Annotated in this window: 20 protein-coding genes; 11 read left to right on the top strand and 9 right to left on the bottom strand. The window is 64.1% G+C overall.

Features of this window, described 5'->3' with window-relative positions; genetic code table 11:
- Nucleotides 1-24 precede the first annotated feature (24 nt).
- From ACNJYB_RS26300 to ACNJYB_RS26285, 4 genes are all read right to left on the bottom strand, one after another.
- Nucleotides 25-1,098: a branched-chain amino acid ABC transporter permease gene (locus ACNJYB_RS26300; RefSeq protein WP_439369384.1), complete on the bottom strand. Its 1,074-nt coding sequence runs from the start codon at nt 1,096-1,098 to the stop codon at nt 25-27.
- Between the two features lie 3 nt (nt 1,099-1,101).
- On the bottom strand, nt 1,102-1,995 hold the full coding sequence (locus ACNJYB_RS26295; protein ID WP_439369383.1) for a branched-chain amino acid ABC transporter permease: 894 nt from the start codon (nt 1,993-1,995) through the stop codon (nt 1,102-1,104).
- A 220-nt stretch (nt 1,996-2,215) separates the two neighbouring features.
- Nucleotides 2,216-4,147 (bottom strand): long-chain fatty acid--CoA ligase, encoded by a 1,932-nt coding sequence (locus ACNJYB_RS26290; protein ID WP_439369381.1) that lies wholly within the window; start codon nt 4,145-4,147, stop codon nt 2,216-2,218.
- Nucleotides 4,144-4,965, bottom strand: a complete 822-nt coding sequence (locus tag ACNJYB_RS26285) for an ABC transporter ATP-binding protein (protein ID WP_439369379.1) — start codon at nt 4,963-4,965, stop codon at nt 4,144-4,146. The genes ACNJYB_RS26290 and ACNJYB_RS26285 overlap by 4 nt, the downstream gene beginning before the upstream one ends.
- Nucleotides 4,966-5,299: 334 nt before the next feature.
- Here ACNJYB_RS26285 and ACNJYB_RS26280 point away from each other — a divergent pair, with 334 nt between their 5' ends.
- Nucleotides 5,300-5,974 (top strand): Crp/Fnr family transcriptional regulator, encoded by a 675-nt coding sequence (locus tag ACNJYB_RS26280; protein ID WP_439369378.1) that lies wholly within the window; start codon nt 5,300-5,302, stop codon nt 5,972-5,974.
- Nucleotides 5,975-5,980: 6 nt separating this feature from the next.
- Here ACNJYB_RS26280 and ACNJYB_RS26275 read toward each other — a convergent pair whose 3' ends face one another.
- Nucleotides 5,981-7,243, bottom strand: a complete 1,263-nt coding sequence (locus tag ACNJYB_RS26275; RefSeq protein ID WP_439369377.1) for an MFS transporter — start codon at nt 7,241-7,243, stop codon at nt 5,981-5,983.
- 123 nt (nt 7,244-7,366) lie between these two features.
- Complete coding sequence (locus ACNJYB_RS26270; RefSeq protein ID WP_439369375.1) at nt 7,367-8,209, bottom strand: uroporphyrinogen-III synthase; 843 nt, start codon at nt 8,207-8,209, stop codon at nt 7,367-7,369.
- Nucleotides 8,210-8,348: 139 nt separating this feature from the next.
- Here ACNJYB_RS26270 and purU point away from each other — a divergent pair, with 139 nt between their 5' ends.
- Entirely contained in the window at nt 8,349-9,212 is an 864-nt protein-coding gene (gene purU, locus ACNJYB_RS26265; protein WP_439369374.1) for a formyltetrahydrofolate deformylase, read from the top strand.
- 145 nt (nt 9,213-9,357) lie between these two features.
- Here purU and ACNJYB_RS26260 read toward each other — a convergent pair whose 3' ends face one another.
- Nucleotides 9,358-9,651: a hypothetical protein gene (locus tag ACNJYB_RS26260; RefSeq protein WP_439369372.1), complete on the bottom strand. Its 294-nt coding sequence runs from the start codon at nt 9,649-9,651 to the stop codon at nt 9,358-9,360.
- A gap of 564 nt (nt 9,652-10,215) precedes the next feature.
- Here ACNJYB_RS26260 and ACNJYB_RS26255 point away from each other — a divergent pair.
- The 6 genes from ACNJYB_RS26255 (at nt 10,216) to ACNJYB_RS26230 (ending at nt 16,156) form a co-directional block, all read left to right on the top strand.
- The gene (locus ACNJYB_RS26255; protein ID WP_439369371.1) at nt 10,216-11,394 is read left to right on the top strand and encodes an ABC transporter substrate-binding protein; all 1,179 of its coding nucleotides are present in this window, start codon (nt 10,216-10,218) and stop codon (nt 11,392-11,394) included.
- 210 nt (nt 11,395-11,604) lie between these two features.
- Nucleotides 11,605-12,474 (top strand): branched-chain amino acid ABC transporter permease, encoded by an 870-nt coding sequence (locus ACNJYB_RS26250; RefSeq protein ID WP_439369370.1) that lies wholly within the window; start codon nt 11,605-11,607, stop codon nt 12,472-12,474.
- 8 nt (nt 12,475-12,482) lie between these two features.
- The gene (locus ACNJYB_RS26245; RefSeq protein WP_439369369.1) at nt 12,483-13,511 is read left to right on the top strand and encodes a branched-chain amino acid ABC transporter permease; all 1,029 of its coding nucleotides are present in this window, start codon (nt 12,483-12,485) and stop codon (nt 13,509-13,511) included.
- Nucleotides 13,508-14,263, top strand: a complete 756-nt coding sequence (locus tag ACNJYB_RS26240) for an ABC transporter ATP-binding protein (RefSeq protein ID WP_439369368.1) — start codon at nt 13,508-13,510, stop codon at nt 14,261-14,263. The genes ACNJYB_RS26245 and ACNJYB_RS26240 overlap by 4 nt, the downstream gene beginning before the upstream one ends.
- Nucleotides 14,256-14,969: an ABC transporter ATP-binding protein gene (locus ACNJYB_RS26235; RefSeq protein ID WP_439369367.1), complete on the top strand. Its 714-nt coding sequence runs from the start codon at nt 14,256-14,258 to the stop codon at nt 14,967-14,969. Before ACNJYB_RS26240 ends, ACNJYB_RS26235 begins: the two co-directional genes overlap by 8 nt.
- 68 nt (nt 14,970-15,037) lie before the next feature.
- Nucleotides 15,038-16,156, top strand: coding sequence for a cobalamin-independent methionine synthase II family protein (locus ACNJYB_RS26230; protein ID WP_439369366.1), 1,119 nt, complete (start codon nt 15,038-15,040; stop codon nt 16,154-16,156).
- Between the two features lie 57 nt (nt 16,157-16,213).
- Here ACNJYB_RS26230 and ACNJYB_RS26225 read toward each other — a convergent pair whose 3' ends face one another.
- Together ACNJYB_RS26225 and ACNJYB_RS26220 are read right to left on the bottom strand one after the other, a co-directional pair.
- Nucleotides 16,214-17,329: an acyltransferase family protein gene (locus ACNJYB_RS26225; RefSeq protein WP_439369364.1), complete on the bottom strand. Its 1,116-nt coding sequence runs from the start codon at nt 17,327-17,329 to the stop codon at nt 16,214-16,216.
- A 504-nt stretch (nt 17,330-17,833) separates the two neighbouring features.
- On the bottom strand, nt 17,834-19,552 hold the full coding sequence (locus ACNJYB_RS26220; protein ID WP_439369362.1) for a caspase family protein: 1,719 nt from the start codon (nt 19,550-19,552) through the stop codon (nt 17,834-17,836).
- 174 nt (nt 19,553-19,726) lie between these two features.
- Between ACNJYB_RS26220 and ACNJYB_RS26215 the strand changes: the two genes are divergently transcribed.
- The 3 genes from ACNJYB_RS26215 (at nt 19,727) to ahcY (ending at nt 23,885) form a co-directional block, all read left to right on the top strand.
- Entirely contained in the window at nt 19,727-21,082 is a 1,356-nt protein-coding gene (locus tag ACNJYB_RS26215) for a hypothetical protein (protein ID WP_439369361.1), read from the top strand.
- 62 nt (nt 21,083-21,144) lie between these two features.
- Nucleotides 21,145-22,341 carry a methionine adenosyltransferase gene (gene metK / locus ACNJYB_RS26210; protein ID WP_439369360.1) on the top strand — a complete coding sequence of 399 codons (1,197 nt, stop codon included), beginning with the start codon at nt 21,145-21,147 and terminating at the stop codon, nt 22,339-22,341.
- 122 nt (nt 22,342-22,463) lie between these two features.
- Nucleotides 22,464-23,885: an adenosylhomocysteinase gene (gene ahcY / locus ACNJYB_RS26205; protein WP_439369359.1), complete on the top strand. Its 1,422-nt coding sequence runs from the start codon at nt 22,464-22,466 to the stop codon at nt 23,883-23,885.
- The last annotated feature ends 111 nt before the right edge of the window (nt 23,886-23,996 follow it).

Raw genomic sequence — 23,996 nt, 5'->3', positions numbered from 1 at the left:
ATTGTTTGAGTGAGATTTCCCGACTCAATGTGAGAACGGGTAGAGTTTCCAGTACGCCTTGATCTGCCGCCAGCGATGCGCCAGCCCGTCGGGCTCGAACATCAGGAATGCGATGATGATCACCCCGATCGCGATCTCGCGCAGGAAGGTGATGTTGTTGTTGAGCGACAGCGCCTTGTCGATCGCGCCGCCCTTCAGATAGAGGCTGACGAACTCCATCGATTCAGGCAGCAGCACCACGAAGGCGGTGCCCATCAGCGTGCCCATGATGGAGCCGGTGCCGCCGATGATGATCATGGCCAGGAACAGGATCGAGCGCTCGATGCCGAAACCCTCCTGCGAGACCACGAGCTGGTAGTGGGCGTAGAGCGCGCCGGCGATGCCGGCGAAGAAGGCAGCCAGCCCAAACGACAGGGTGCGGTACTTGGTGAGGTTGATGCCCATGATCTCGGCGGAGAGATAGTGGTCGCGGATCGCCACCAGCGCGCGGCCGTCGCGCGTGCGCATCAAATTGGTGACGAGAATGTAGCTCGCCAGCACATAGGCCAGCACGACGTAGAAATACTGCCTGTCGCCGCGCAGCGTGTAGCCCAAGATCGAGAACGGCTCGGCGCTTGCCGGCACCGAGCCGCCGGAGAACCATTCGGCGCGCGAGAAGAAGTCGAGCAGGATGTATTGCGCGGCCAGCGTCGCGATGACGAGATAGAGGCCCTTCAGCCGCGCCGCCGGGATGCCGAAGATCAGCCCGACCATCGCGGTGACCACGCCCGCGAGCGGAATCGCGAAGAACACCGGGATCGGTGCGTTGTTGGAGATGTAGGCGGAGGTGAAGGCGCCGAGCAGGAAGAAGGCGGCGTGCCCGATCGAGATCTGGCCGGTGAAGCCGACGAGGATGTTCAGGCCGAGCGCGGCGATCGAGAAAATGCCGATCTGGATCAGGATGCTGAGCCAATAGCCGCTGAAGAATTGCGGCGCGAGGCACAGCAGCAGCACGCCCGCGATCGCGAAGTTGCGGCTGGTGGTGGTCGGGAAGATCGTGGTGTCCGCGGCGTACGAGGTGCGGAAGTCACCAGCGGGGATGAGGGCAGGGCCGGCCATGGGTCAGATCCGCTCGATGTCGTGGGTGCCGAACAGGCCATAGGGTTTGATCATCAGCACGATGATGAGGACGTAGAACGGCGCGATCTCGTAGAGATTGCCCCAGTGAAGATACTGGCTGTCGACATATTGGGCGACGTTCTCGAGCAGCCCGATGATGATGCCGCCGAGCACGGCGCCGCCGACCGAATCGAGCCCGCCGAGGATCGCCGCCGGGAACACTTTTATGCCGTAGGCGGCGAGGCCCGATGAGACACCGTTCACCACGGCGACGACGACCCCTGCGACGGCCGACACCGTGGCCGAGATGGCCCAGGCCATCGCGAACACGCTTTTGACGGAGATGCCGAGCGACTGCGCGACCTGCTGGTTGAATGCGGTGGCGCGCATCGCGAGGCCGTATTTCGAGGCGCGGAAGAACCAGGCCATGCCGATCATCATCGCGACCGAGACGATGAGACTCATGACATAGACGGTCTGGATCTGGAGGCCGAACAGGCTGACCGACTGGCTCTCGAACACGCGCGGGAACGGTTGCGGGTTGACGCCGAACATCCATTTCAGCGTGGCCTGGAGCACGGTTGAGAGGCCGATTGTCACCATGATCACCGAGATGATGGGCTCGCCGATCATCGGCCGCAGGATCAGGACCTGCACCGCGATGCCGAACACGAACATGAACACCAGCGTGATCGGCATGCCGATCCAGAACGGCACCTGGTATTTGGCGAGCAGCGCCCAGCACACCCAGGCGCCGACCAGCAGCAACTCACCTTGCGCGAAATTGACGACCTGCGTCGCTTTGTAGATCAGCACGAACGACATCGCGACCACGCCATAGAGCGTGCCGACCACGAGGCCGTTGACCAGGAGCTGAACGAGGAAGGCTGTGTTCATGCAGTGATGCTCGCTGAAAATTCCGGCGCGCTCTTCCCCTCTCCCCTTGTGGGAGAGGGTGGCTTCGCGAAGCGAAGGCGGGTGAGGGGTTGTCTCCGCACTGACGGTGCGGAGAGAGGACCCCTCACCCGAGTGAGGGTGTGGCTGATGGCGAAGATGCCCTCTCCCAGAAGGGGAGAGGGCGCATCGGCAGGCATCGCGCGCTGGACTGGAAGCAAGCTCACTCCGCAGCCTCCGCCATGTGGCCATGTCCGCCGAGGTCCACCACCCGCAGCGTCGTTCGCACGCGCTGCGTGGTGCCGTCCTGGAAGCGGATCACGGTATCGACGGGGATGTCGGAATCACCGCGGTAGATGGCGTCGATGATGCCTTCGTACTTCTCGTTGATGACGCCGCGGCGCACCTTTCGCGTGCGGGTGAGCTCGCCGTCGTCGGCGTCCAGCTCCTTGTAGAGCAAGAGGAAGCGCGAGATGCGCTGTGCCGGCGGCAGCGTGGCGTTGACGGTCTCGACCTCCTTCTGCAGCAGCGCATAGACCTCCGGCCGCGATGCGAGGTCGCTGTAGGTGGTGAAGGAGAGGCGGTTCTTCTCCGCCCATTTCGAGATGATCGAGTAGCGGATGCAGATCATCGCCGCGAGCGCGTCGCGCCCTGCGCCCAGCACCACGGCCTCCGCGATATAGGGCGAGAATTTCAGCTTGTTCTCGATGAATTGCGGCGAGAAGCGCTCGCCGCGCGAGGTTTCGGCGAGATCCTTGATGCGGTCGATGACGACGAGCTGCTGGTTGGCATTGAAGTAGCCGGCATCGCCGGAGCACATCCAGCCGTCCTTGATGTCGGCGATGCTGGCCTCGGGATTCTTGTAGTACCCCAGGAACATGTTGGGGTGCCGCACCACGATCTCGCCGACGCCGTGAATGTCGGCATTGTCGATGCGGATCTCGACGCTGTCGGCCATCGGCACGCCAGTCGTGTCAGGATCGACCTTGCCCTCGGGGTGCAGCGTGTAAGCGCCCAGCAATTCGGTCTGGCCGTAGAGCGTGCGCAGCGGCACGCCCATGGCCTGGAAGAACTTGAAGGTGTCGGGGCCGAGCGCCGCGCCGCCGGTGGCGGCCGAGCGCAGGCGGGTGAAGCCGAGGCGGTCGCGCAGCGCGCGGAACAGGATCGCGTCGGCGAAACCCGAACGCCTGCCCTGCTCCAGCGCGGCGAGGCCCGACTTCATCCCGATATCGAACAGGCGCTGCTTGAACGGCGTCGCATCCATCACCTTGGCGCGGACGTCGGCGGCGATGGATTCCCAGACACGTGGGGCAAAGAGCACGAATGTCGGCGCGATCTCGCGCAGATCGTTCATCAACGTGTCAGGCTCTTCGACGAAGTTGATCTTCATCCGGCAGAGCAGGCCCTTGCCGAGCACGTAGACCTGCTCCATGATCCACGGCAGCGGCAGCACCGAGACATACTCGTCGTCCGGCCCCTTTGGATCGAAGGCAAGATAGGTCGCGCAATGGCCGAGTACGCGGCCGGCGGCGAGCATCGCGAGTTTTGGATGCGAGGTGGTGCCCGACGTCGTGCAGAGGATCGCGACGTCCTCGCCCTTGGTCGCATCGACGAGCTTGTCGTAGAGTTCCGGCTCGCGCGCGGCGCGGGCCCGGCCGAGCTCGGCAAACTTCTCCGCCGACATCAGGCGCGGGTCGTCGTATTTCCGCATGCCGCGCGGATCGGAATAGATGATGTGCTTCAGCTTCGCGACGCGGTCGGCGAGCGTGAGCAGCTTGTCCACCTGCTCCTCGTCCTCGGCAAAAACCAGCTGCGCCTCGCCATAATTGAGGAGATAGGAGGCCTCTTCATCCAGCACGTCGCGATAGAGCCCGAGGCTGAGGCCGCCAATGGCATGGGTAGCGACTTCCGCCGCCACCCAGTCCGGCCGGTTGTCGCCGATGATGCCGATGACGTCACCACGACCAAGACCTAGCTCGACCAGGCCGAGCGCGAAATCGCGCACGCGCGTCTGGTAGTCGTTCCAGGTGAAGATGCGCCACAGCCCGAGGTCCTTCTCGCGCAGCGCGATCTCGTTGCCGTGCTCTTTCGCATTGAGCCGCAGCATCTTGGGATAGGTGTCGGCCTGCGCGACGCGGCCTGCGTAATCCATCATGCCGCGCTCTCCTGCGCCGGAGGAGCATCGTCGGGATCGACCAGCGCCTCGTCTTCTTCACCCAGGTAGGCGCGCTTGACGTGGGGATCGGCGAGCACTGCGCCCGGATCGCCCTCGGCGATCTTGCGGCCGAAATCCAGCACCATCACGCGGTGGGAGATATCCATCACCACGCCCATGTCATGCTCGATCATCACCACCGTCATGCCGAACTCCTCGTTGAGATCGACGATGTAGCGGGCCATGTCCTCCTTCTCCTCGAAGTTCATGCCGGCCATCGGCTCGTCGAGCAGGATGAGGCGCGGCTCCAGCGCCATGGCCCGGGCGAGCTCGACGCGCTTGCGCAGGCCGTAGGGGAGGGTGCCGGCGGTTGCCTTGCGCACCGACTGCAGGTCAAGGAAGTCGATGATCTCTTCCACCTTGCGGCGGTGTTCGAGCTCTTCCTTGCGCGCGCCGGTGAGCCAGTACAGCGAGCCCGTGAGGAAATTGTTCTTCAGGAGGTGATGGCGGCCCACCATGATGTTGTCGAGCACGCTCATGTGGTGGAACAGCGCGAGGTTCTGGAAGGTGCGGCCGATGCCGAGCTTGGGCCGCGCGTTCGGCGTCAGCCCCGTGATGTCCTGGCCCTGGTAGAACAGCTGGCCTTCGGTCGGCTTGTAGCGACCGGAAATACAGTTCACGATCGAGGTCTTGCCGGCGCCGTTGGGGCCAATGATCGAGAACAGCTCCCCCTCCTTGATGGCGAAGCTGACATCGGTCAGCGCACGAACGCCGCCGAATCGCAGGGACACGCCGCGCACTTCGAGACTGGTAGCCACCAAACAAATCCCTCCCGGTGATGGCGCATTCTGCGGCGCTCTTCGTCGGTTCTGTCGGGCGATCCTAATACGGCCGTGCCGGCCAGACCATGCAGCTATTGGTCTCGACCGGACGGTCGCCGCTTTGGCCCCGTTTGGGATCAAAAGCCGCATCACCCGAGGTGGCTCTCAATAAGGGAAAGCGCTATTTTGAAATGTCTCCGGCCTGACAATTCTGGACAAAGTTTTTCGGACCGAGGCGGCCTTCATCTTTCGTCGGATGGGAGCCGGAACGATGATGTTGCGATGCAGCATAAGAGCGGAGTGACGACACGGTGCGGCTGACTTCGGGATCATGATTTCAGAGGATCATCTGAAGCGCGTTGCCGCCTGGTCGCGCGAGCTCACGCAAGCGGAGATCGAGGTCGCCCGCGCCGGAATCACGGAGCGGTCCTACGGCACCGGCGAGACCGTGTTCATGCGCGGCGACAATTTCGACTATTGGGCCGGCATGGTCTTCGGCCTTGCCCGGATGGGCGGGGTGTCGCGCGACGGCAAGGAGACCAGCCTTGCCGGGCTGACGGCGGGGGCCTGGTTCGGCGAGGGCAGCGTGCTCAAGAACGAGCCGCGCCGCTACGACGTGGTGGCGCTGCGCAGCAGCCGCGTCGCGCTGATGGAGCGCAGCGCCTTCATGTGGCTGTTCGAGAACAGCGTCGGCTTCAACCGCTTCCTGGTGCGCCAGCTCAACGAGCGGCTCGGCCAGTTCATCGGCATGCTCGAGGTCAACCGCACGCTCGATGCCACCTCGCGGCTCGCACGCAGCATCGCCTCGCTGTTCAACCCGATCCTTTATCCGGAATCGACGGCGCATCTGGAGATCACCCAGGAGGAGATCGGTGCGCTCTCCGGCATGTCCCGCCAGAACGCCAACCGCGCGCTGAACCGGCTGGAGAAGGAAGGGCTGCTGCGGCTGGAATATGGCGGCGTCACCATCCTTAATGTCGAGCGGCTGCGCGGGTATGGGGATTAGAAACCGTCACCGCGCGTTGGCGGGGGCGTGCAGCGGCCAGAGGTCGGCGCGCCAGTGGATCGCGATTGCCAGCATCGCGAGGAAGCCGGCGACGGCGTAAAGTGACCCTGTCGCGGAATAGCCGATCGTGTCGATCAGGCTGCCGGCCGCGAGCAATCCGAGCGGCAGGCCGTAGATCACCATCATGCGCACGCCCATCACGCGGCCGCGCAGATGCGCGCTCGCCGTGCGCATCAGGATGACGGCCGCCGAGATCATCGACATGCTCTGGGCGATGCCGGCGAGAACGAGGCAGGCCATGGCGACGGGCATCGTCCTGATCTCGACGAACACCAGCAACATGGCGTACCAGGCCAGCGTCGCGCCGATCAGAAGCCGGGCAATGCGCAATCCGCCGACCAGGCTGAGCGTGATCGAGCCGATCAGCGATCCGACGGCGAAGCTCGCGGAGAGATAGCCGAGGCCGGTCTGGTCGGTGTGAAAGATTTCGCGCGCGATGTAGGGCAGCAATCCGCCGGTGAAGGGAAACGCGGTCAGATTGGCGAGGAAGGCGACGCACAGCGCAGCGCCCATTCCAGGGCCATTCCAGGCGTAGACAATCCCTTCCTTCAGCTCGCCCAGCAGTTTTGAAACGGCGCGGCTGTTCGCCGGCAGATCGGTCGTGGCAACGGTCCTTTCCGGTCGGGTCAGGCAGGACATGAGAATTGCCGCCGCGAGGTAGAGGCCGGCGACCGCCGCATAGACCAATCCGATGCCGAGAACGGCGAAGAGGCCGGCTCCGGTCAGCGCTCCGGCAATGCGGGCGCTGTCCTGGGTCGTGCGTGACAGGCTGATCGCGCCGACCAGCTGCTCGGCCGGCATGATGTCGGCGAGCAACGCGCTCCGGAGGCCGAGATCGGAGGAGCGGATCAGGCCCATGATCGTCACGATGATCATGACGTTGAGCGGCGCCAGATGGCCGGTGATCGCCAGCGCCATGATGGTCGAGGCCAGCGCCGTATAGGTCAGGCGCAGCACGACGAGGAGATCGCGGTGACCGATACGGTCGCCGACCATCCCGAGCGCCGGTGCAATCAGCGTTCCCAGATATTGCAGCGAGGCGAGAATGGTCAGCAGCAGCACCGATCCGGTCTCGACCAGAATGTACCAGCCGAGCACCAGCGTTTCAATCTCGAACGCCCACGAGGTGAGCAGGTCGGATGGCCACTGGAACCGATAGTTGCGAATGCGGAACGGTGCGAGCGCTGAAGGTCGCGCGCCTCTGCTCAAGAGGCGATGACGCGTGTCACGGCGATTCCCTGCCTTTGTTGTTTCTTCTTGCTGTTCGGCAACGTAGCGCTGAGGCTGAGCCTGTCAATCGCAGCTGGCGCAGGCCGCACCCGCGCTCGGCTCTTACCTCGCTGCGCTTGCCGCCTTCCGTTCCGCCAGCGCTCTCGCCATCGCCGAGATCAGCGGCCGCATGAAATAGGCCTCTTCGGCCGGCGACACGTCGGTGCGCAAGCCATGCGCCGCGAGCTCGCCGGAAACCGCCGGGCCGACTGATGCGATCAACGTGCGCTCGAGACCGGCGCGCAGTTTCGCCTCGCTGCCATGCGCCTTGGCGGCTTCGATCAGGCGGCGGACCTGGCCGAGATTGGTCAGCGCGATGGAATCGATTCGTCCCTCCGCCATCTCGTCTATGGCGGCGACGATATTGGCGTCAGCGGTCTTGGAATCATAGACATAGGGCAGCACGGTATCGATCTCGGCGCCTTGCGCGGCGAGCGCGCCGGTCAGCGCGTTGTGGTCCTTGTCGGGATAGAGCTGCAGGCCAAGGCGCCGCCCCTTCAGGTCGAGCCTGCCCAGCATCTCGATCACGCCCTCGGTGGTCGGCTTCTCCGTGGTCTGCTGCGCCTCGAGCGAGATCTCGCGCAGTGCCTTGCCGGGTTTCGGCCCGCGGGTGAATTTTCGCGATTTCGCGAGCGAGGTGACCAGAGCCTGATCGAGCCCGCGAGCGCGCGCGAGCTTCATGATCCGCCGCAGGCCTTCGCCGGTCATCAGCACGAGATCGTCAAACGGCCTGGCGATGGCGCGGCGGATCCAGGCCTCGATCGGGGCGGGGTCCGGCGCATCCTCGATGGTGAACATCGGGCATTGCACGACCTCGGCGCCTTGCTCGGCCAGAAGCTTCGAGAACTGCGCCTCCTCGCGTGTTTCCAGGATCAGGATGCGGGTGCCGTTCAATCGGTCGGCCATGGGCGAGCTCCGGTATAAATCGCAATGGTACGTTCATCCTGACTCTGGGCGCGGGATTGGCGCAAGGCCAGCGTCGGTGCTAGAGCAGGGCCCAAATCGCGGTGTTCCGCGGCCGTTGCACAAAGCTTCATCACGAGCCATGCCTGATCATCAATATGTCCTGACCCTGTCCTGTCCGGATCGTCCCGGCATCGTCTCGGCGGTGTCGACCTTCCTGGCCCACAATGGACAGAACATCCTCGACGCCCAACAGTTCGACGACGTCGAGACCAACAAGTTCTTCATGCGCGTGGTGTTCACCGCGGCCGATCTTGCCGTGGCGCTTGCGGCGCTCCAGACCGGCTTTGCCGCGATTGCCGAGCGTTTCGGCATGGAGTGGCAGATGCGCGACCGCGCCGCGCATCGCAAGGTGATGGTGCTGGTCTCGAAATCCGACCATTGCCTGGTCGACATCCTCTATCGCTGGCGCACCGGTGAATTGCCGATGATCCCGACCGCGATCGTCTCCAACCATCCCCGCGAGGTCTATGCCGGGCTCGATTTCGGCGGCATTCCGTTCCACCATTTGCCCGTTACCAAGCAGACCAAGCGCGAGCAGGAGGCGCAGATCATGGATCTCGTCGACGAGACGAAGACCGATCTCGTCGTGCTCGCCCGCTACATGCAGATCCTGTCGGACGACCTGTCGGCAAAGCTCTCGGGACGCTGCATCAACATCCACCACTCGTTCCTGCCGGGCTTCAAAGGCGCAAAACCCTATCACCAGGCGCATGAGCGCGGGGTGAAGCTGATAGGCGCCACCGCGCACTACGTCACGCGTGACCTCGATGAAGGCCCGATCATCGACCAGGACGTCGAGCGCATCAGCCATCGCGACACGCCGGAAGATCTCGTCCGCAAGGGCCGCGACATCGAACGTCGCGTGCTCGCCCGCGCAATCCGCTACCATCTCGACGATCGCGTCATCCTCAACGGCCGCAAGACCGTGGTGTTCGTGGATTGATCTGCTTCACCTCTCCCCGCGTGCGGGAGAGGTCGAATTCGAGCAAAGCTCGAATTCGGGTGAGAGGGCTCTCCGCGAGTCCGGCTCTCACCGTCCCTGTGGAGACTCCCCTCTCCCCACAAGCGGGGCGAGGGAGCGCACCGTCTCAACGCACCGCGCCGGCCGCCGCTGTCCCTGTCGTGCCCTTCTGCGCCTGTTCTTCCTTTTCGCGATCAGCCGCCGGCATCAGCCGCTTGCGTTCGCGTTCCTTCATGTATGCGTCGTATTGCGGCGTGCCCGGTCGCGGCGGGGCATCCGCCGGCAGGCCGCCGGCCCATTGCGGGACGTAGTCGCCCATGCCGGCCGAGAGTTTCTCGTTGACCGTGCCGCAGCCTGCCAGGCTGGAAGCGAGCAGGGCGACTGCAGCAGCGATCGAAAGCGGACGGGAAAGCATGGACATCTTCTTGGTCGTGCCCGATCGGGCGCGGGATGAGGGGACGCGGAATGGGCGTCAGTGCGAACTATAGCCCTCAAAGTAAAATTGGCCTATTCGAGGGTCGGTAGGGCTGTATACAAAGAAGGTATTATAATAAGTAGATTTTGCTCTTGAAGGGGTGACTTTAGCTGGTACGGTATACATCGCGTATTTCGGCTCAGTGGCGCGTCTTCACCGCGAAGCAGGTGAAATGTCCAGATTCTGCAAGTGAGAGGCGGAATCCTCCATCTGCGGCGTCGTGTGGACTTCCTAAAGTGGCGCCTCAACAATCACCGCCCAAATCGGCCGGCGCGATGAGGGCTTTTTCGTTGACAGGACCATTATATTTGTACAATCGTACAAATCTCTCCTGCCCTTGTCGAGGCAGATCACGCGGCTCGGGCCGCATGGTCGCCCAACGTCCGATTGACAACGGGGTTGCAGAGGACGCCATGTGGCCGCACGGCATGGCTCGTCCGTAGGTAAAGCGCGGCAAGGACCGGGCACTCGGTCCGGCTCACAAGCAGAAATGAAGGGGAGGGACATCTGATGTTCGAACTCAAGATTTTTTCGCGTACCGCAGCGGCCGCGGCCATCGCGGGCCTCGCGGCCGTCGCGCCCGCCAAGGCGGAAGACACGGTCAAGGTCGGCCTCATCCTGCCGATGACCGGCGGCCAGGCCTCGACCGGTAAGCAGATCGAGAACGCGATCAAGCTCTACATGCAGCAGAAGGGCGACACCGTCGCCGGCAAGAAGATCGAGATCATCCTCAAGGACGATGCCGCGATCCCGGACAAGACCAAGACCGCCGCGCAGGAACTGATCGTCAACGACAAGGTCAACTTCATCGCCGGCTTCGGGGTGACGCCGGCAGCGCTCGCCGCCGCGCCGCTGGCGACGCAGGCGAAGATTCCGGAAGTCGTCATGGCAGCCGGCACGTCCATCATCACTGAACGCTCGCCCTATATCGTGCGCACCAGCTTCACGCTGGCGCAGTCCTCGACCATCATTGCGGACTGGGCGGTGAAGAACGGAATCAAGAAGGTCGCGACGCTGACCTCGGATTACGCGCCCGGCAATGACGCGCTCAACTTCTTCAAGCAGAACTTCACCGCGGGCGGCGGCGAGGTGGTCGAGGAGGTCAAGACGCCGCTCGCCAACCCGGACTTCGCGCCGTTCCTGCAGCGCATGAAGGATGCCAAGCCCGACGCGATCTTCGTGTTCGTGCCGGCGGGCCAGGGCGGCAACTTCATGAAGCAATATGCCGAGCGTGGTCTCGACAAGGCCGGCATCAAGGTGATCGGACCCGGCGACGTTACCGACGACGACCTGCTCAACAACATGGGCGACGCCGTGCTCGGCACGGTCACCGCCCATCTCTACTCGGCGGCGCACCCCTCGCAGATGAACAAGGACTTCGTCGCGGGCTACAAGAAGGCCTTCGGCAACCGTCCGGGCTTCATGGCGGTGAGCGGCTATGACGGCATCCACCTGATCTACGAGGCGCTGAAGAAGACCAATGGCGATACCAATGGCGACAAGCTGATCGAGGCGATGAAGGGCCAGAAGTGGGAGAGCCCGCGCGGTCCGATCTCGATCGATCCCGAGACCCGCGACATCGTTCAGAACATCTACATCCGCAAGGTCGAGAAGGTCGACGGCGAGCTCTACAATGTCGAGTTCGCGACTTTCGAGGCCGTCAAGGATCTCGGCAAGACCAAGAAGTGACGCTCGAAAGCGCGTCATCCCGGGCTCTCTCGGCATGCTCGCCTTACCTCTCCCGCTTGCGGGAGAGGTCGGCGCGAAGCGCCGGGTGAGGGCTCTCACCTCTGGGGGAGTCTTCGTTGTTGAAGCACCCTCTCCCCAACCCTCTCCCGCAAGCGGGAGAGGGAGTGCAGCACGGCCCTTGGCCACACTTGAGATGATCCTCGACTGCTGATGACCGCGATCCTCACCAACCTGTTCGATGGCGTTGCCTACGGCATGCTGCTGTTCGTGCTCGCCTGCGGGCTCGCGGTCACGCTCGGCTTGATGAACTTCGTCAACCTCGCCCATGGCGCCTTCGCCATGGCGGGCGGCTATGTCTGCATGGTGCTGGTCAACCGGATGGGCTGGCCGTTCTTCGCCGCGCTGCCGCTCGCCTTCGTCTCGGCCGCCGCGATCGGCATCGCACTGGAGCGCACGCTCTACCGCCATCTCTACACGCGCAGCCATCTCGACCAGGTGCTGTTCACCATCGGCCTGACCTTCATGTCGGTCGCGGCCGTCGACTACATCCAGGGCTCCTCGCGCGTGTTCATCAACCTGCCGGCCGCACTGCAGGGGCAGTTCGACCTGTTCGGCGTCGGCATCGGCCGCTACCGCCTGATGATCATCGTGATCTGCGGCCTGCTCACCATCGGGCTTCAGATGGTGCTGGCCAAGACCCGCTTCGGCAGCCGTCTGCGCGCAGCAGTCGACGATCCCCGCGCCGCCAGCGGCCTCGGCATCAACGTGCCGCAAGTGTTCGCCTTCACTTTTGCCTTCGGATGCGGGCTCGCCGGCCTCGGCGGCGCACTCAGCGCCGAGATCCTCGGTCTCGATCCGTATTTCCCGCTGAAGTTCATGATCTACTTCCTGATCGTGGTCACCGTCGGCGGCTCCTCCTCCATAACAGGCCCGTTCCTGGCCTCGCTCCTGCTCGGCATCGGTGACGTCGCCGCCAAATATTACGTGCCGAAGATGGGGCCCTTTGTGATCTACACCATGATGATCGTGATCCTGATCTGGCGCCCGAACGGCCTGTTCGGCCGCGCGGCCGCGCGTTGAGTACGCCGATGACCGCTGCCTCCGACGTCGGGTATCACGCCCAGCGCCAGGCGCGCTGGCACTATGGCGAAGTCGCCTTCTGGCTCATCGTGCTGGCCTGCGGCTTTCTGTTTCCCTCGCGCTATCTGATCATGACGGACATCCTGCGCCTCGCGCTGTTCACGATGTCGCTCGATCTCATCCTCGGCTATGCCGGCATCGTCTCGCTTGGCCATGCCGCCTTCTTCGGCGTCGGCGCCTATGCGGCGGGGCTGCTGGCGCTGCACGGCATCGTCAACGAGCCCGTGCTGGCGTTGATCGTCGCGGGCCTCGCCGCGATGGTGCTGGGCTTTGCCACCAGCTTCCTGGTGATCCGCGGCGTCGATCTGACGCGCCTGATGGTGACGCTCGGCATCGCGTTGCTGCTGGAAGCGCTCGCCGAGCGCTTCTCCAACATCACCGGCGGCACCGACGGCCTGCAGGGCATCGAGATGCAGCCGATCTTGGGAGAGATCCCGTTCGACATGTTCGGCAAGGCCGGCTTCTTCTATTCGCTCGCCGTGCTGTTCGTGCTGTTCCTGTCCGCCCGCCGCGTTGTGCATTCCCCGTTCGGCCTGTCGCTGCGCGCCATCAAGAACAACCCGCTGCGCGCCGCCGCCATCGGCATCCCCGTCAATCGGCGCCTGATTGCGATCTACACGCTCGCGGCGTTCTATGCCGGCATTGCGGGCGCGCTGTTCACCCAGACCACCGCAATCGCCTCGCTCGACGTGTTCGCCTTCGAGCGCTCCGCCGACCTGATGCTGGTGCTCGTGATCGGCGGCACCGGTTATCTCTATGGCGGGCTGATCGGCGCGGTGGTGTTCCGCATGCTCCAGGAATTGTTCTCCACCATCACGCCGCAGTACTGGCAGTTCTGGATCGGCCTCGTGCTGGTCGTGATCGTGCTGGTCGGCCGCCAGCGCCTGCATCGCTGGGTGCTGTATGTGCCGAACCTGATCATCAGGCAGGTTGCCGGACGTAGAGCGGTCGTCGCCGTGCCGGAAAGCGACGCATGACCATCGCGCTCGAAACCCAAAATCTCGAAAAGACCTTTGGTGGTCTGCGCGTCACGCGCGACTTGTCCCTCAAGATCGAGCAGGGGGCCCGCCACGCGCTGATCGGGCCGAACGGCGCCGGCAAGACCACCGTGATCAACCAGTTCACCGGCGTGCTGAAGCCGAACTCGGGCCGCATCCTGCTCGAAGGCCAGGACATCACCGACCTGCCCGTGCACAAGCGCGTGCTGCGCGGCCTGTCGCGCACCTTCCAGATCAATCAGCTCTATCCCGACCTGACCCCGCTCGAGACCATCGGTCTTGCGGTCTCAGAGCGCCTCGGCCATGGCGGCGACTGGTGGCGGCGCATGGGGACGCGCGGCGACGTCAACGGCGAGATCGCAGAGCTGCTGACACGCTTCCACCTGCTCGACGTCATGAACGAAGAGACCGTGACGCTGCCTTACGGCAAGCAGCGCCTGCTCGAGATCGCGGTTGCGATCGCCGCCAAGCCGCGCGTGCTGTTGCTCGACGAGCCCGCGGCCGGCGTGCCCGAGAGCGAGAGGCACGACATTCTCGCCGTGGTCGGCGCGCTGCCGCGCGACGTCACGGTGCTGCTGATCGAGCACGACATGGATCTCGTCTTCTCCTTTGCCGACCGCATCTCTGTGCTGGTGTCCGGCGCGCTGCTGACCGAGGGCCCGCCCGAGCAGGTCGCGCGCGATCCGCAGGTAAAGGCGGTCTATCTCGGCGAGGAGGCGGTCAATGTCTGACCTGCTCGCAATCGATGCACTTCGCGCCGGCTATGGCGAGGCGGTGGTGCTGCCGAAGATGACGCTCAGCCTCGCCGAGGGGCAGGTGCTGGCGCTGCTCGGCCGCAACGGCACCGGCAAGACCACGCTGATCAACTCCATCGTCGGCGTCACCCGCCGCTTCTCCGGCACTGTCGCACTGGCCGGCACCGACGTCACGACCTTGCGGCCCGACCAGCGGGCGCGCGCCGGCATCGGCTGGGTGCCGCAGGAGCGCAACATCTTCCGCTCGCTCACCGTGGAGGAAAACATGACAGCCGTGGCTCAGCCGGGCCCCTGGACGGTCGAGAAGGTCTACGAGATGTTCCCGCGACTGAAGGAGCGGCGGAGCAATTTCGGCAACCAGCTCTCCGGCGGCGAGCAGCAGATGCTGGCGATCGGCCGCGCGCTGACCCTCAACCCGAAGGTCCTGCTGCTGGACGAGCCGACCGAGGGGCTTGCCCCCATCATTGTCGAGGAGCTGCTCAAAGCGATCGGGACCATCACCCGGGCTGGGGGCATCTGCTCCATCATCGTCGAGCAGAATGCCCAAAAGATTCTGGGGCTCGCCGACCGCGTTGTGATATTGGAGCGCGGAACGATCGTGCACGACGCCCCGAGCGCCGCGCTGAAGGCCGACCCGTCGGTTCTGGAGCGCCACCTTGGCGTGGCAGGGGCGGCCCACTAATCTTCGCCTCTTCCGCCAGCGGGAGAGGGAGTAAAACGAGCGCCGACTGAAATTCGGGAGAAACAAGAATGCAGCGAACCAAAGCCCCCTTCCGCGCCGACGAGGTCGGCAGCCTCCTGCGTCCGGCCAAGATCAAGGAAGCGCGCGCCAAGCTCGAGAAGGGCGAAATCTCGGCCGATGATCTGCGCAAGATCGAGGACATGGAGATCGAGAAGGTCGTGCACAAGCAGGCCTCGGTGGGCCTGAAGCTCGCCACCGACGGCGAATTCCGCCGCTCCTGGTGGCATTTCGACTTCCTGGCCAAGCTCACCGGCTGCGAGCTGTTCCACCCCGACACCGGCATCCAGTTCACCGGCGTGCAGACCCGCCACGATGCGGTGCGTGTGATCGGCAAGCTCGATTTCCCCGACGACCACCCGATGCTGGACCATTTCCGCTTCCTGAAGAAGGTCGCCGATCAGGCCCACGTCACCGCCAAGATGACGATCCCGTCGCCGGCCGTGCTGCACTTCCGCGGCGGCCGCAAGTCGATCTCCAAGGACGTCTATCCCGATCTCGACCCCTTCTACGAGGACCTCGGCAAGACCTACCGCAAGGCGGTGAAGGCGTTCTACGAGGCCGGCTGCCGCTACCTCCAGTTCGACGACACCGTCTGGGCCTATCTCTGTTCGCAGGACGAATTGCAGAAGGCGCGCGAGCGCGGCGACAATCCCGACGGCCTGCAGCAGATCTATGCCCGCATCATCAACTATGCGCTGGCCGAGAAGCCCGCCGACATGGTGGTGACGACGCATGTGTGCCGCGGCAATTTCCGCTCGACCTGGATTTCCTCGGGCGGCTACGAGCCGGTGGCCGAGACCCTGCTCGCCGGCACCAATTACGACGGTTACTTCCTTGAGTACGACTCTGACCGCGCCGGCGGCTTCGAGCCGCTGCGCTTCCTGCCCAAGGGCAACAAGGTCGTGGTGGTCGGCGTCATCACCTCCAAGTTCGGCGAGCTCGAGAAGAAGGACGACATCAAGCGCCGTCTGGAGGAAGCCGCCAAGTTCGCACCGCTGGAGCAGCTCGCGCTCTCTCCGCAATGCGGCTTCGCCTCGACCGAAGAGGGCAACATCCTCTCCGAGGAGGAGCAGTGGGCCAAGCTCGGCCTCGCGGTCGAGATCGCCAAGGAAGTGTGGGGCCAGTGATCCGGCGCAGCCGGGCCATCGCGTGAGCGAGGCATCAGGGCTGCTCGATCGGCGACATCAGAGCGGGGCCGGACTTGTCCGCCCCGCTTCTGTTTTGCGCAGCAGAGTGCTGCGGATCAGTCGCTGCGCCGGCGCCTCGAACCAGCGATAGGTGAGGTGCGAGGCGACGAGCGACGGCAGCACGAAGGCCGCCCAGAACAGGTGGCTGCCATAGGGAATGGGGCGCTGCAGAGCGGCGCAGGCAAGCGCGACGACGAGCTGGATGGGGAAATGCAGGAGATAGCAGGAATAGGTCATATTGCCGACCGTCTCCAGCAATGTCTCGATCCGCCGCGGCAAGGTGAGCTGGCGCGAGCAGCAGAACAACAGGATCGGGGCATAGGTCAGCATCAGCGGTCCGGCGACCGGGACCAGCTCGATGTCCGCCAGCCAGAGCGCCGCGGGCACCGCGATGACGGCGCACCCGGCCATTGCCTCCAACGTCCGTCGATGCCGGGACAAGGCAACGGCCTGCCGGACCATGGCGGCAAGCCCGCCCGCATAGAAGAAAGCCAGGCTGGTCCCGAGCTGAGTACCGAACGTGATCGAGGCGAGGATCACGACCAGATTGAGCAGCGGGGATGCGGTCACAAAGCGTAGCGCCAGGAAGAAGATCGCATAATCCACGATCTCGACCGAGACCGACCAGATCGGTCCGTTGAAGCTTTCGCTGCGTGGCGGGAGCCAGTCGCTCGCCATGAACAGCTGCGCGATGAAGTGCGGGAGATCGTTGTTCTGATAGACGAAGTAGAAGCCAAGCCGCGCGAAATAGATCGGCTGCAGCACGGCGACCAGGAGCAGCGTCGCGATATGGAGCGGGTAGAGTCGCGACAGCCGGTACACGAAGAAGGTCCGGCCGTCGATCTTGCGATCGGCGACGATGGCGCGATACTTCCAGAAGAAGATGAATCCCGAGATGCACCAGAAGAACCAGACGCCGTATTCGCCGGCCTCGTAGAACGGGAACAGAGCGCGGTAGAATGGCAGCTCGCTTCTGGTGAGATTGCCGGCGCGCCCGGCAGTGAAGGCGAAGTGCTGATAGTGCCAGAGCAGGACGGCGACGGTTGCAAGGAAGCGCAACCCCTCCAATCCCAGGAGCTTCTGGGCCTCCGGCGACGTCGACGTTTTCGGCATGACGATATTGCCTCGGCTAACCCCGCGGTGTCAGCCTTCCTTGATGCAGTTGATCACGACCACCCAGTGGTCGTTCTCCCGGGTGCCGAGCACGAGCCCGACGAATGGTCGCCGAGAGCGCGCATGACCCATGCCACTTCAGCCTTCGGCACGAAGAAGTCGCCTGCCAGAGTTTCAGTGTTGCCTGATCGATCAGCGGAATGTCGGCGGGGCCGGCGGCAAACGCCGCTTCGCTCGATGGTACACCTTGCGAGAAACCAGGTTGTGATCCGAACAAGACAGACAGGGCGATGCCGATGGCGGCAACGAATTTTCCCACAAGTTCCCCCAACCACCAGTCCACCAACTCGTTGGTGTTATCGGTATCGTAGGATAACGATAGGCGACAGGACAGAGCAGCCGCAGGTTGCGTTCGACTATCTTGCTGGCTGTTGCAATTTTAGCGCGCTGGTGCGTGGTGTCGTTATGGCCGCTAGAGCCGCAGTCGTAATCGGATGTTCGCCCTCACTTCTCCGCAAGATAGACCTCCCCCAGCAGCGACGAATTCGACCACGGAACCTGCTTGTTCTTCGTGCTCGAGACCACCTCCGCCCGCACCCGCGTGAGCATCTGCTGCACCTCCAGCCCGGGCGTGCCGATATGGCGGGACAACGCGGAGGAAAACGGCGAGTTGGCGCCTTCGCCGTCGAGCGCGACCTGGCCCGGTGCGGTGGCGAACGCGATCAGCGTGCCGGCCCCCAACGTCGCGCCGGCGCCCAGGCTCGTGGGCGCGGCGAGGCCCGAGGCACCCTCGATGCCGCGATTGGTGCCGGCGCTCGCCACCTGCTGCGCCATCGGATTGTTGCGGCAGGCATCGAAGATCAGGATGTTGGTGCGGACCTGGTCGTCGAGGCCGGCCATGATCGTGTCCATGTCGATCATCGCGTCGGTCATGCCGGTGCCAGGCTTGAGCTCGACGTCGACGGGAATGAGATAGTTGCGGCCGTCGACCTGCACGCCGTGGCCCGCATAGTAGACCAATGCGACCTGCGCCCGGGCGGCCTCGCGCAGGAAGTCGCGCGTCATCTTCTGCATCGCCGCGCGGTCGAGGTCGATGCCCTCCGCAACGATAAAGCCGATCTCGCGCAGGCTTTTCGCGACCGCGCGCGCATCGTTGGGCGGATTGGGCAGCGCCTTCACATGCGCATAGGCGCCGTTGCCGATGATCAGCGCCATGCGCGTGCCGCGAACCGTCGGAGCGGGCGAGGGGAGAGGTGCCGGGCCGGTCTGCTGCGGGGCAGGGGATGCCGCTGGCTGCGTCGCGGGCGAAGGCGCATCACGCGGGATCGGCGCGGCTGTATCCGTCACCAGCGATAGCCGCACCTTTGCGGTGGCCTGGTTGGCCTTGCTGCCGGCGTCGGACGCCACGATCGCCAGCGTCGCCTTGTAGTCGTCGCGCGCGCGTGCGTAGTCGCCTTTGGCTTCATAGGCCTGCGCGCGATGGGTGTAGCCCGAGATCAGCACGCTGTTGGGCGGGGTCATGATGTTGACCGGGGGCTTGTCCTTGGCGAGCCGGATCGCTTCGCTGGCGTCGGCGATGGCGCGATCGAAATCGCCCTTGGCGCGCCAGATCGAGGTGCGGTTGATCAGCGGCTGCGGCAGCGACGGGTCGAGCCGGATCGCCTGGTTGATGTCGGCGAGCGCGCCGTCGAGATCGCCGAGCGCTTCTTTCGAGATGCCACGGTTCTGGAACGAGAACGCCGATTTCGGATCAATCTTGATTGCGGCATCGTAGTCCGCGATCGCCTTGGCGCAATCGCGCTTGCCGCGCCAGGCATTGCCGCGATTGTGGAAGATGATGCCGCTGGGAGGCCCAAGCTTCAGCGCATCGTCGAAATCGGCGATCGCGATGTCGTAGTCGCCCTTGTCGTAATAGGCCGAGCCCCTGAGGTTAAAGACGGCCTGGCTCGGCTGCAGCCGGATCGCTTCGGTGGCATCAGTGATGACCCTGGCGTAGTCACCCTTCTTATTCCAGCCCACGGCCCGCCAGAAATAGACTGTCGCGAGCTGCTCGCCCTTGAACACCTTGAGCGCGATGATCTTGGTGCAGGCGTCCACCATCTGGTCCGCCGGGGTGGTCTCGGTGGTGCAGAGCGGACCGAGCTGGTTGCGCGCCTGCGCCAAGGCGGATGCGGGCCACAGCGCGGCGGTGAGCAGGCAGAGCGCGACAAGCAGGCGGCGCATGATGGTCGTCCCAGAGGAGGAGAGGCGCTTGTTTGTTGCGCGGCCGCGCCAAGGGGTTCACCCCTCCGGCCAATGCGAACGCTGCGGAGGAAGGGATTTCGTCCCTATTTCCCCGGTGGGCAGAATTTGCTATGAGGCAGTCGCCGATTTACTCTGCCCACCATCTTCCCACCCATGAAGAACGACGAAATCCTGAGCCAAATCACCGAGTTCTGCCGCAAGGCGGGCATGGCCGAATCGACCTTCGGCCGTCGTGCGGTGAACGATGGGAAGCTCGTGCAGCGCCTGCGTGAGGGCAAGCGTATCACCATCGATACGCTGGAGCGGATCCAGGCCTATATCGCCGCATCGACGACCGGCGGCCTGCCGCCGCCACGGGGGCTTCAGGTGCCGCCCGAGAAGCGCGATCCCCGCGGCAATTTCCGCTTCTTCGAGAATCGCCAGAAATATCTGCTGTTTGTCCACACCTGCAGCGAGAAGCGGGTGATCGCGGACCGGGTCGCGCTGGAGCTTTCCGCCATCCATCCGCGTCCGCCGGCACTGCGCATTTTCGACGCCGGCGTCGGCGACGGCACGGTGCTGGCGCGGGTGCTGCGCGCCACGCACCAGCGTTACCCGCATATGCCGTTCTACGTGGCCGGCAAGGAGCTCAGCCTCGAGGACCTGCGACTGACGCTGGAGAGGGTTCCGGACCGCATTTTCGAGCATCCGGCGTCGGTTTTTGTCTTTACAAATATGTTCTATTCGGAGGCACCTTGGCTGACGCCGGCATCGCCTGCTGCTGCGGCGGCCACCGTCTGGCATGAGGTCCCGCTGCGGGGCGCTTCATCGGGCGAGTTCGAGCAGCAGATCGCCGAGCTCCGGCCGTTCCTGGAGCAGAACTGGCGCGCCGCGATCAGTCCCCGAACGGCCATGCCGCTCTATGAGCGGCCGGTCGTCCTCGTTCTCTATCGCGAGGACCACAGGTTCCTGCTGGATTCGACCATTCCGCGGCCGGGTCAGACCGAGGCCAATTTCGACCTCGTGATTGCATCCCAGCCATACCGCGCGCTGTCCTCGGTCAATTTCCGGGCAAAACGGATCATTGCGCCTCTGGCGCGTGCCCTGCGGCCGGGGGGGCGCCTGATCGGTATCCACTCCCATGGCCAGGATCCGGGCATGGAAATGATCCAGGCCATCTGGCCTGGAGAAAATCCTTTCGCGGTCAGCCGTCATGAACTATTGCGCGCCGTAAAGTATGAACTCGGATCGTTGGGACGCGACTTAAATTTCAACGCTTATGCAGACAACCGCTCAATCTTCAGGTATGACATGGAGGCGCTGCCCAACGAGGTAACGGGTTCCATCGGAACCTCGACAGCCTTTGCAGCCTGGAACGCGGCGGTGTATGTGGCGCAAATCGAGGACGACCGATTGACAGAAATGGCTGAAAACGGCCGCACTCTGGATGCCGCCAGGGACGTGCTGAGAAAGTACAACGGGCTCTGGTTTCTTGACGAATCCTACGTCATCTCGCGCCGGCGTGATTGACACAATCCAACGGTAAACATCGTAAACGAACCGCCGTGAGTGGCGGAACAAGGGGTTACTTGATGCGCGCGTCCTATCTCTTCACCAGCGAGTCCGTGTCCGAGGGCCATCCGGACAAGGTCTGCGACCGGATCTCCGATGAAATCGTCGATCTGTTCTACCGCGAGGGGCCGAAAGCCGGCATCGACCCGTGGCAGATCCGCGCCGCCTGCGAGACGCTTGCGACCACCAACAAGGTCGTGATTGCGGGCGAGACGCGCGGTCCGAAGTCGGTCACCAACGAGCAGATCGAGAGCGTCGTGCGCGGCGCGATCAAGGACATCGGCTACGAGCAGGAAGGCTTCCACTGGAAGACTGCTGACATCGAGATCCTGCTGCATCCGCAGTCGGCCGACATCGCCCAGGGCGTCGATGCGCTGCAGCCCGGCGAGGTCAAGGAAGAGGGCGCGGGCGACCAGGGCATCATGTTCGGTTACGCCACCAACGAGACGCCGGATCTGATGCCGGCGCCGATCTTCTACGCCCACAAGATCCTCCGCCTCATTTCCGAAGCCCGTCACTCCGGCAAGGAGAAGGTGCTCGGTCCGGACTCCAAGAGCCAGGTCACCGTGCAGTACGAGAATGGCAAGCCTGTCGGCGTGCGCGAGATCGTGGTCTCGCACCAACACCTGGTTCCGGACCTCACCTCGAACCAGGTCCGCGAGATCGTCGAGCCATATGTGCGCGAGGCGCTGCCGAAGGACTGGATCACGCCGAAGACCATCTGGCACATCAACCCGACCGGCAAGTTCTACATCGGCGGTCCCGATGGCGATTCCGGCCTGACCGGCCGCAAGATCATCGTCGACACCTATGGCGGCGCGGCCCCGCATGGCGGCGGCGCGTTCTCCGGCAAGGATCCGACCAAGGTCGACCGTTCGGCGGCCTATGCGGCGCGCTACGTCGCCAAGAACATCGTCGCCGCCGGTCTTGCCGACCGCTGCACGCTGCAACTCGCCTACGCCATCGGCGTGGCGCGTCCGCTGTCGATCTACATCGACACCCACGGCACCGGTAAAGTGTCCGAGGACCAGCTCGAGAAGGCCGCCGCCAAGGCGATGGACCTCACCCCGCGCGGCATCCGCAGCCATCTCGACCTCAACCGCCCGATCTACGCGCGCACCTCGGCCTACGGTCATTTCGGCCGCACGCCCGACAACGAGGGCGGCTTCTCCTGGGAGAAGACCGATCTCGTCGAGCCGCTGAAGCGCGCGCTCTAGTTCTCTTGCGTCCTTCCGGGCGCCGCGACAGCGGCGAGCCCGGAATCTCGCACCTTACGGATTCCGGGTCCGCTCGTTTTGCGAGCGTCCCGGAATGACGATCCCAACAAACAGGAACCCCCATGAACGCGAAGCCCGGCTTCACCGATTACATCGTCAAGGACATTTCGCTCGCCGATTTCGGCCGCAAGGAGCTCTCGCTCGCCGAGACCGAAATGCCCGGCCTGATGGCCACCCGCGAGGAGTTCGGCCCGAAGCAGCCGCTGAAGGGCGCGCGCATCGCGGGCTCCCTGCACATGACGATCCAGACCGGCGTGCTGATCGAGACGCTGGCCGCACTCGGCGCCGACATCCGCTGGGTCTCCTGCAACATCTATTCGACGCAGGATCACGCCGCCGCCGCGATCGCGGCCGCCGGCATTCCCGTCTTTGCCGTCAAGGGCGAGACGCTGACCGAGTACTGGGACTACACCGCAAAGCTGTTCGACTGGCACGGCGGCGGTCACCCGAACATGATCCTCGATGACGGCGGCGACGCCACCATGTACGTCCATCTCGGCCTGCGCGCCGAGAAGGGCGACACCGCCTTCCTCGACAAGCCCGGCTCCGAGGAAGAGGAAGTGTTCTTTGCGCTTCTGAAGAAGCAGCTCAAGGAAAAGCCGAAGGGCTACTTCGCCGCCATCGCCGAGAGCATCAAGGGCGTTTCCGAAGAGACCACCACCGGCGTGCATCGTCTCTATGACATGCAGAAGGCGGGCACGCTGCTGTGGCCGGCGATCAACGTCAACGACAGCGTCACCAAGTCCAAGTTCGACAACCTCTACGGCTGCCGTGAATCGCTGGTCGACGGCATCCGCCGCGGCACCGACGTGATGCTGTCGGGCAAGGTCGCGATGGTCGCCGGCTTCGGCGACGTCGGCAAGGGCTCGGCCGCCTCGCTGCGCCAGGCCGGCTGCCGCGTCATGGTGTCGGAGGTCGATCCGATCTGCGCGCTGCAGGCCGCGATGGAAGGCTACGAGGTCGTGACGATGGAAGATGCCGCGCCCCGAGCCGACATCTTCGTCACCGCCACCGGCAACAAGGACATCATCACCATCGAGCACATGCGCGTGATGAAGGATCGCGCCATCGTCTGCAACATCGGCCACTTCGACAACGAGATCCAGATCGCGGCGCTCCGCAATCTGAAGTGGACCAACATCAAGCCGCAGGTCGACGAGATCGAGTTCCCCGACAAGCACCGCATCATCATGCTGTCGGAGGGGCGCCTCGTGAACCTCGGCAATGCGATGGGACATCCGTCCTTCGTGATGTCGGCGTCCTTCACCAACCAGACGCTGGCGCAGATCGAGCTGTTTGCCAACAACAAGGACGGCAAGTACGAGAAGAAGGTTTACGTGCTGCCCAAGACCCTCGACGAGAAGGTCGCGCGCCTGCACCTCGCCAAGATCGGCGTCAAGCTCACCGAGCTGCGCAAGGACCAGGCCGACTACATCGGCGTGAAGCAGGAAGGTCCGTACAAGTCGGACCACTACCGGTACTGAGCCACTGGTTCGACCGACCATCGACGCGAAGCCCCGGAGCGATCCGGGGCTTCGTTGTTTCGGCGCATGGAATTCTACTCGCTTTGCGGTTGCGGGCCGGCCGATTGCCAA

The organism is Bradyrhizobium sp. SMVTL-02, assembly GCF_051853005.1.
Lineage (GTDB): Bacteria > Pseudomonadota > Alphaproteobacteria > Rhizobiales > Xanthobacteraceae > Bradyrhizobium.
This window is presented reverse-complemented; position numbering and strand designations above follow the sequence as displayed.

Bases quoted from the DNA above. Each gene is read 5' to 3' on its own strand.
- ACNJYB_RS26300 (WP_439369384.1), bottom strand. From the start codon at position 1,098: ATGGCCGGCCCTGCCCTCATCCCCGCTGGTGACTTCCGCACCTCGTAC.
- ACNJYB_RS26295 (WP_439369383.1), bottom strand. From the start codon at position 1,995: ATGAACACAGCCTTCCTCGTTCAGCTCCTGGTCAACGGCCTCGTGGTC.
- ACNJYB_RS26290 (WP_439369381.1), bottom strand. From the start codon at position 4,147: ATGATGGATTACGCAGGCCGCGTCGCGCAGGCCGACACCTATCCCAAG.
- ACNJYB_RS26280 (WP_439369378.1), top strand. From the start codon at position 5,300: ATGATTTCAGAGGATCATCTGAAGCGCGTTGCCGCCTGGTCGCGCGAG.
- ACNJYB_RS26270 (WP_439369375.1), bottom strand. From the start codon at position 8,209: ATGGCCGACCGATTGAACGGCACCCGCATCCTGATCCTGGAAACACGC.
- purU (WP_439369374.1), top strand. From the start codon at position 8,349: ATGCCTGATCATCAATATGTCCTGACCCTGTCCTGTCCGGATCGTCCC.
- ACNJYB_RS26260 (WP_439369372.1), bottom strand. From the start codon at position 9,651: ATGTCCATGCTTTCCCGTCCGCTTTCGATCGCTGCTGCAGTCGCCCTG.
- ACNJYB_RS26255 (WP_439369371.1), top strand. From the start codon at position 10,216: ATGTTCGAACTCAAGATTTTTTCGCGTACCGCAGCGGCCGCGGCCATC.
- ACNJYB_RS26250 (WP_439369370.1), top strand. From the start codon at position 11,605: ATGACCGCGATCCTCACCAACCTGTTCGATGGCGTTGCCTACGGCATG.
- ACNJYB_RS26245 (WP_439369369.1), top strand. From the start codon at position 12,483: ATGACCGCTGCCTCCGACGTCGGGTATCACGCCCAGCGCCAGGCGCGC.
- ACNJYB_RS26240 (WP_439369368.1), top strand. From the start codon at position 13,508: ATGACCATCGCGCTCGAAACCCAAAATCTCGAAAAGACCTTTGGTGGT.
- ACNJYB_RS26235 (WP_439369367.1), top strand. From the start codon at position 14,256: ATGTCTGACCTGCTCGCAATCGATGCACTTCGCGCCGGCTATGGCGAG.
- ACNJYB_RS26230 (WP_439369366.1), top strand. From the start codon at position 15,038: ATGCAGCGAACCAAAGCCCCCTTCCGCGCCGACGAGGTCGGCAGCCTC.
- ACNJYB_RS26225 (WP_439369364.1), bottom strand. From the start codon at position 17,329: ATGCCGAAAACGTCGACGTCGCCGGAGGCCCAGAAGCTCCTGGGATTG.
- ACNJYB_RS26220 (WP_439369362.1), bottom strand. From the start codon at position 19,552: ATGCGCCGCCTGCTTGTCGCGCTCTGCCTGCTCACCGCCGCGCTGTGG.
- ACNJYB_RS26215 (WP_439369361.1), top strand. From the start codon at position 19,727: ATGAAGAACGACGAAATCCTGAGCCAAATCACCGAGTTCTGCCGCAAG.
- metK (WP_439369360.1), top strand. From the start codon at position 21,145: ATGCGCGCGTCCTATCTCTTCACCAGCGAGTCCGTGTCCGAGGGCCAT.
- ahcY (WP_439369359.1), top strand. From the start codon at position 22,464: ATGAACGCGAAGCCCGGCTTCACCGATTACATCGTCAAGGACATTTCG.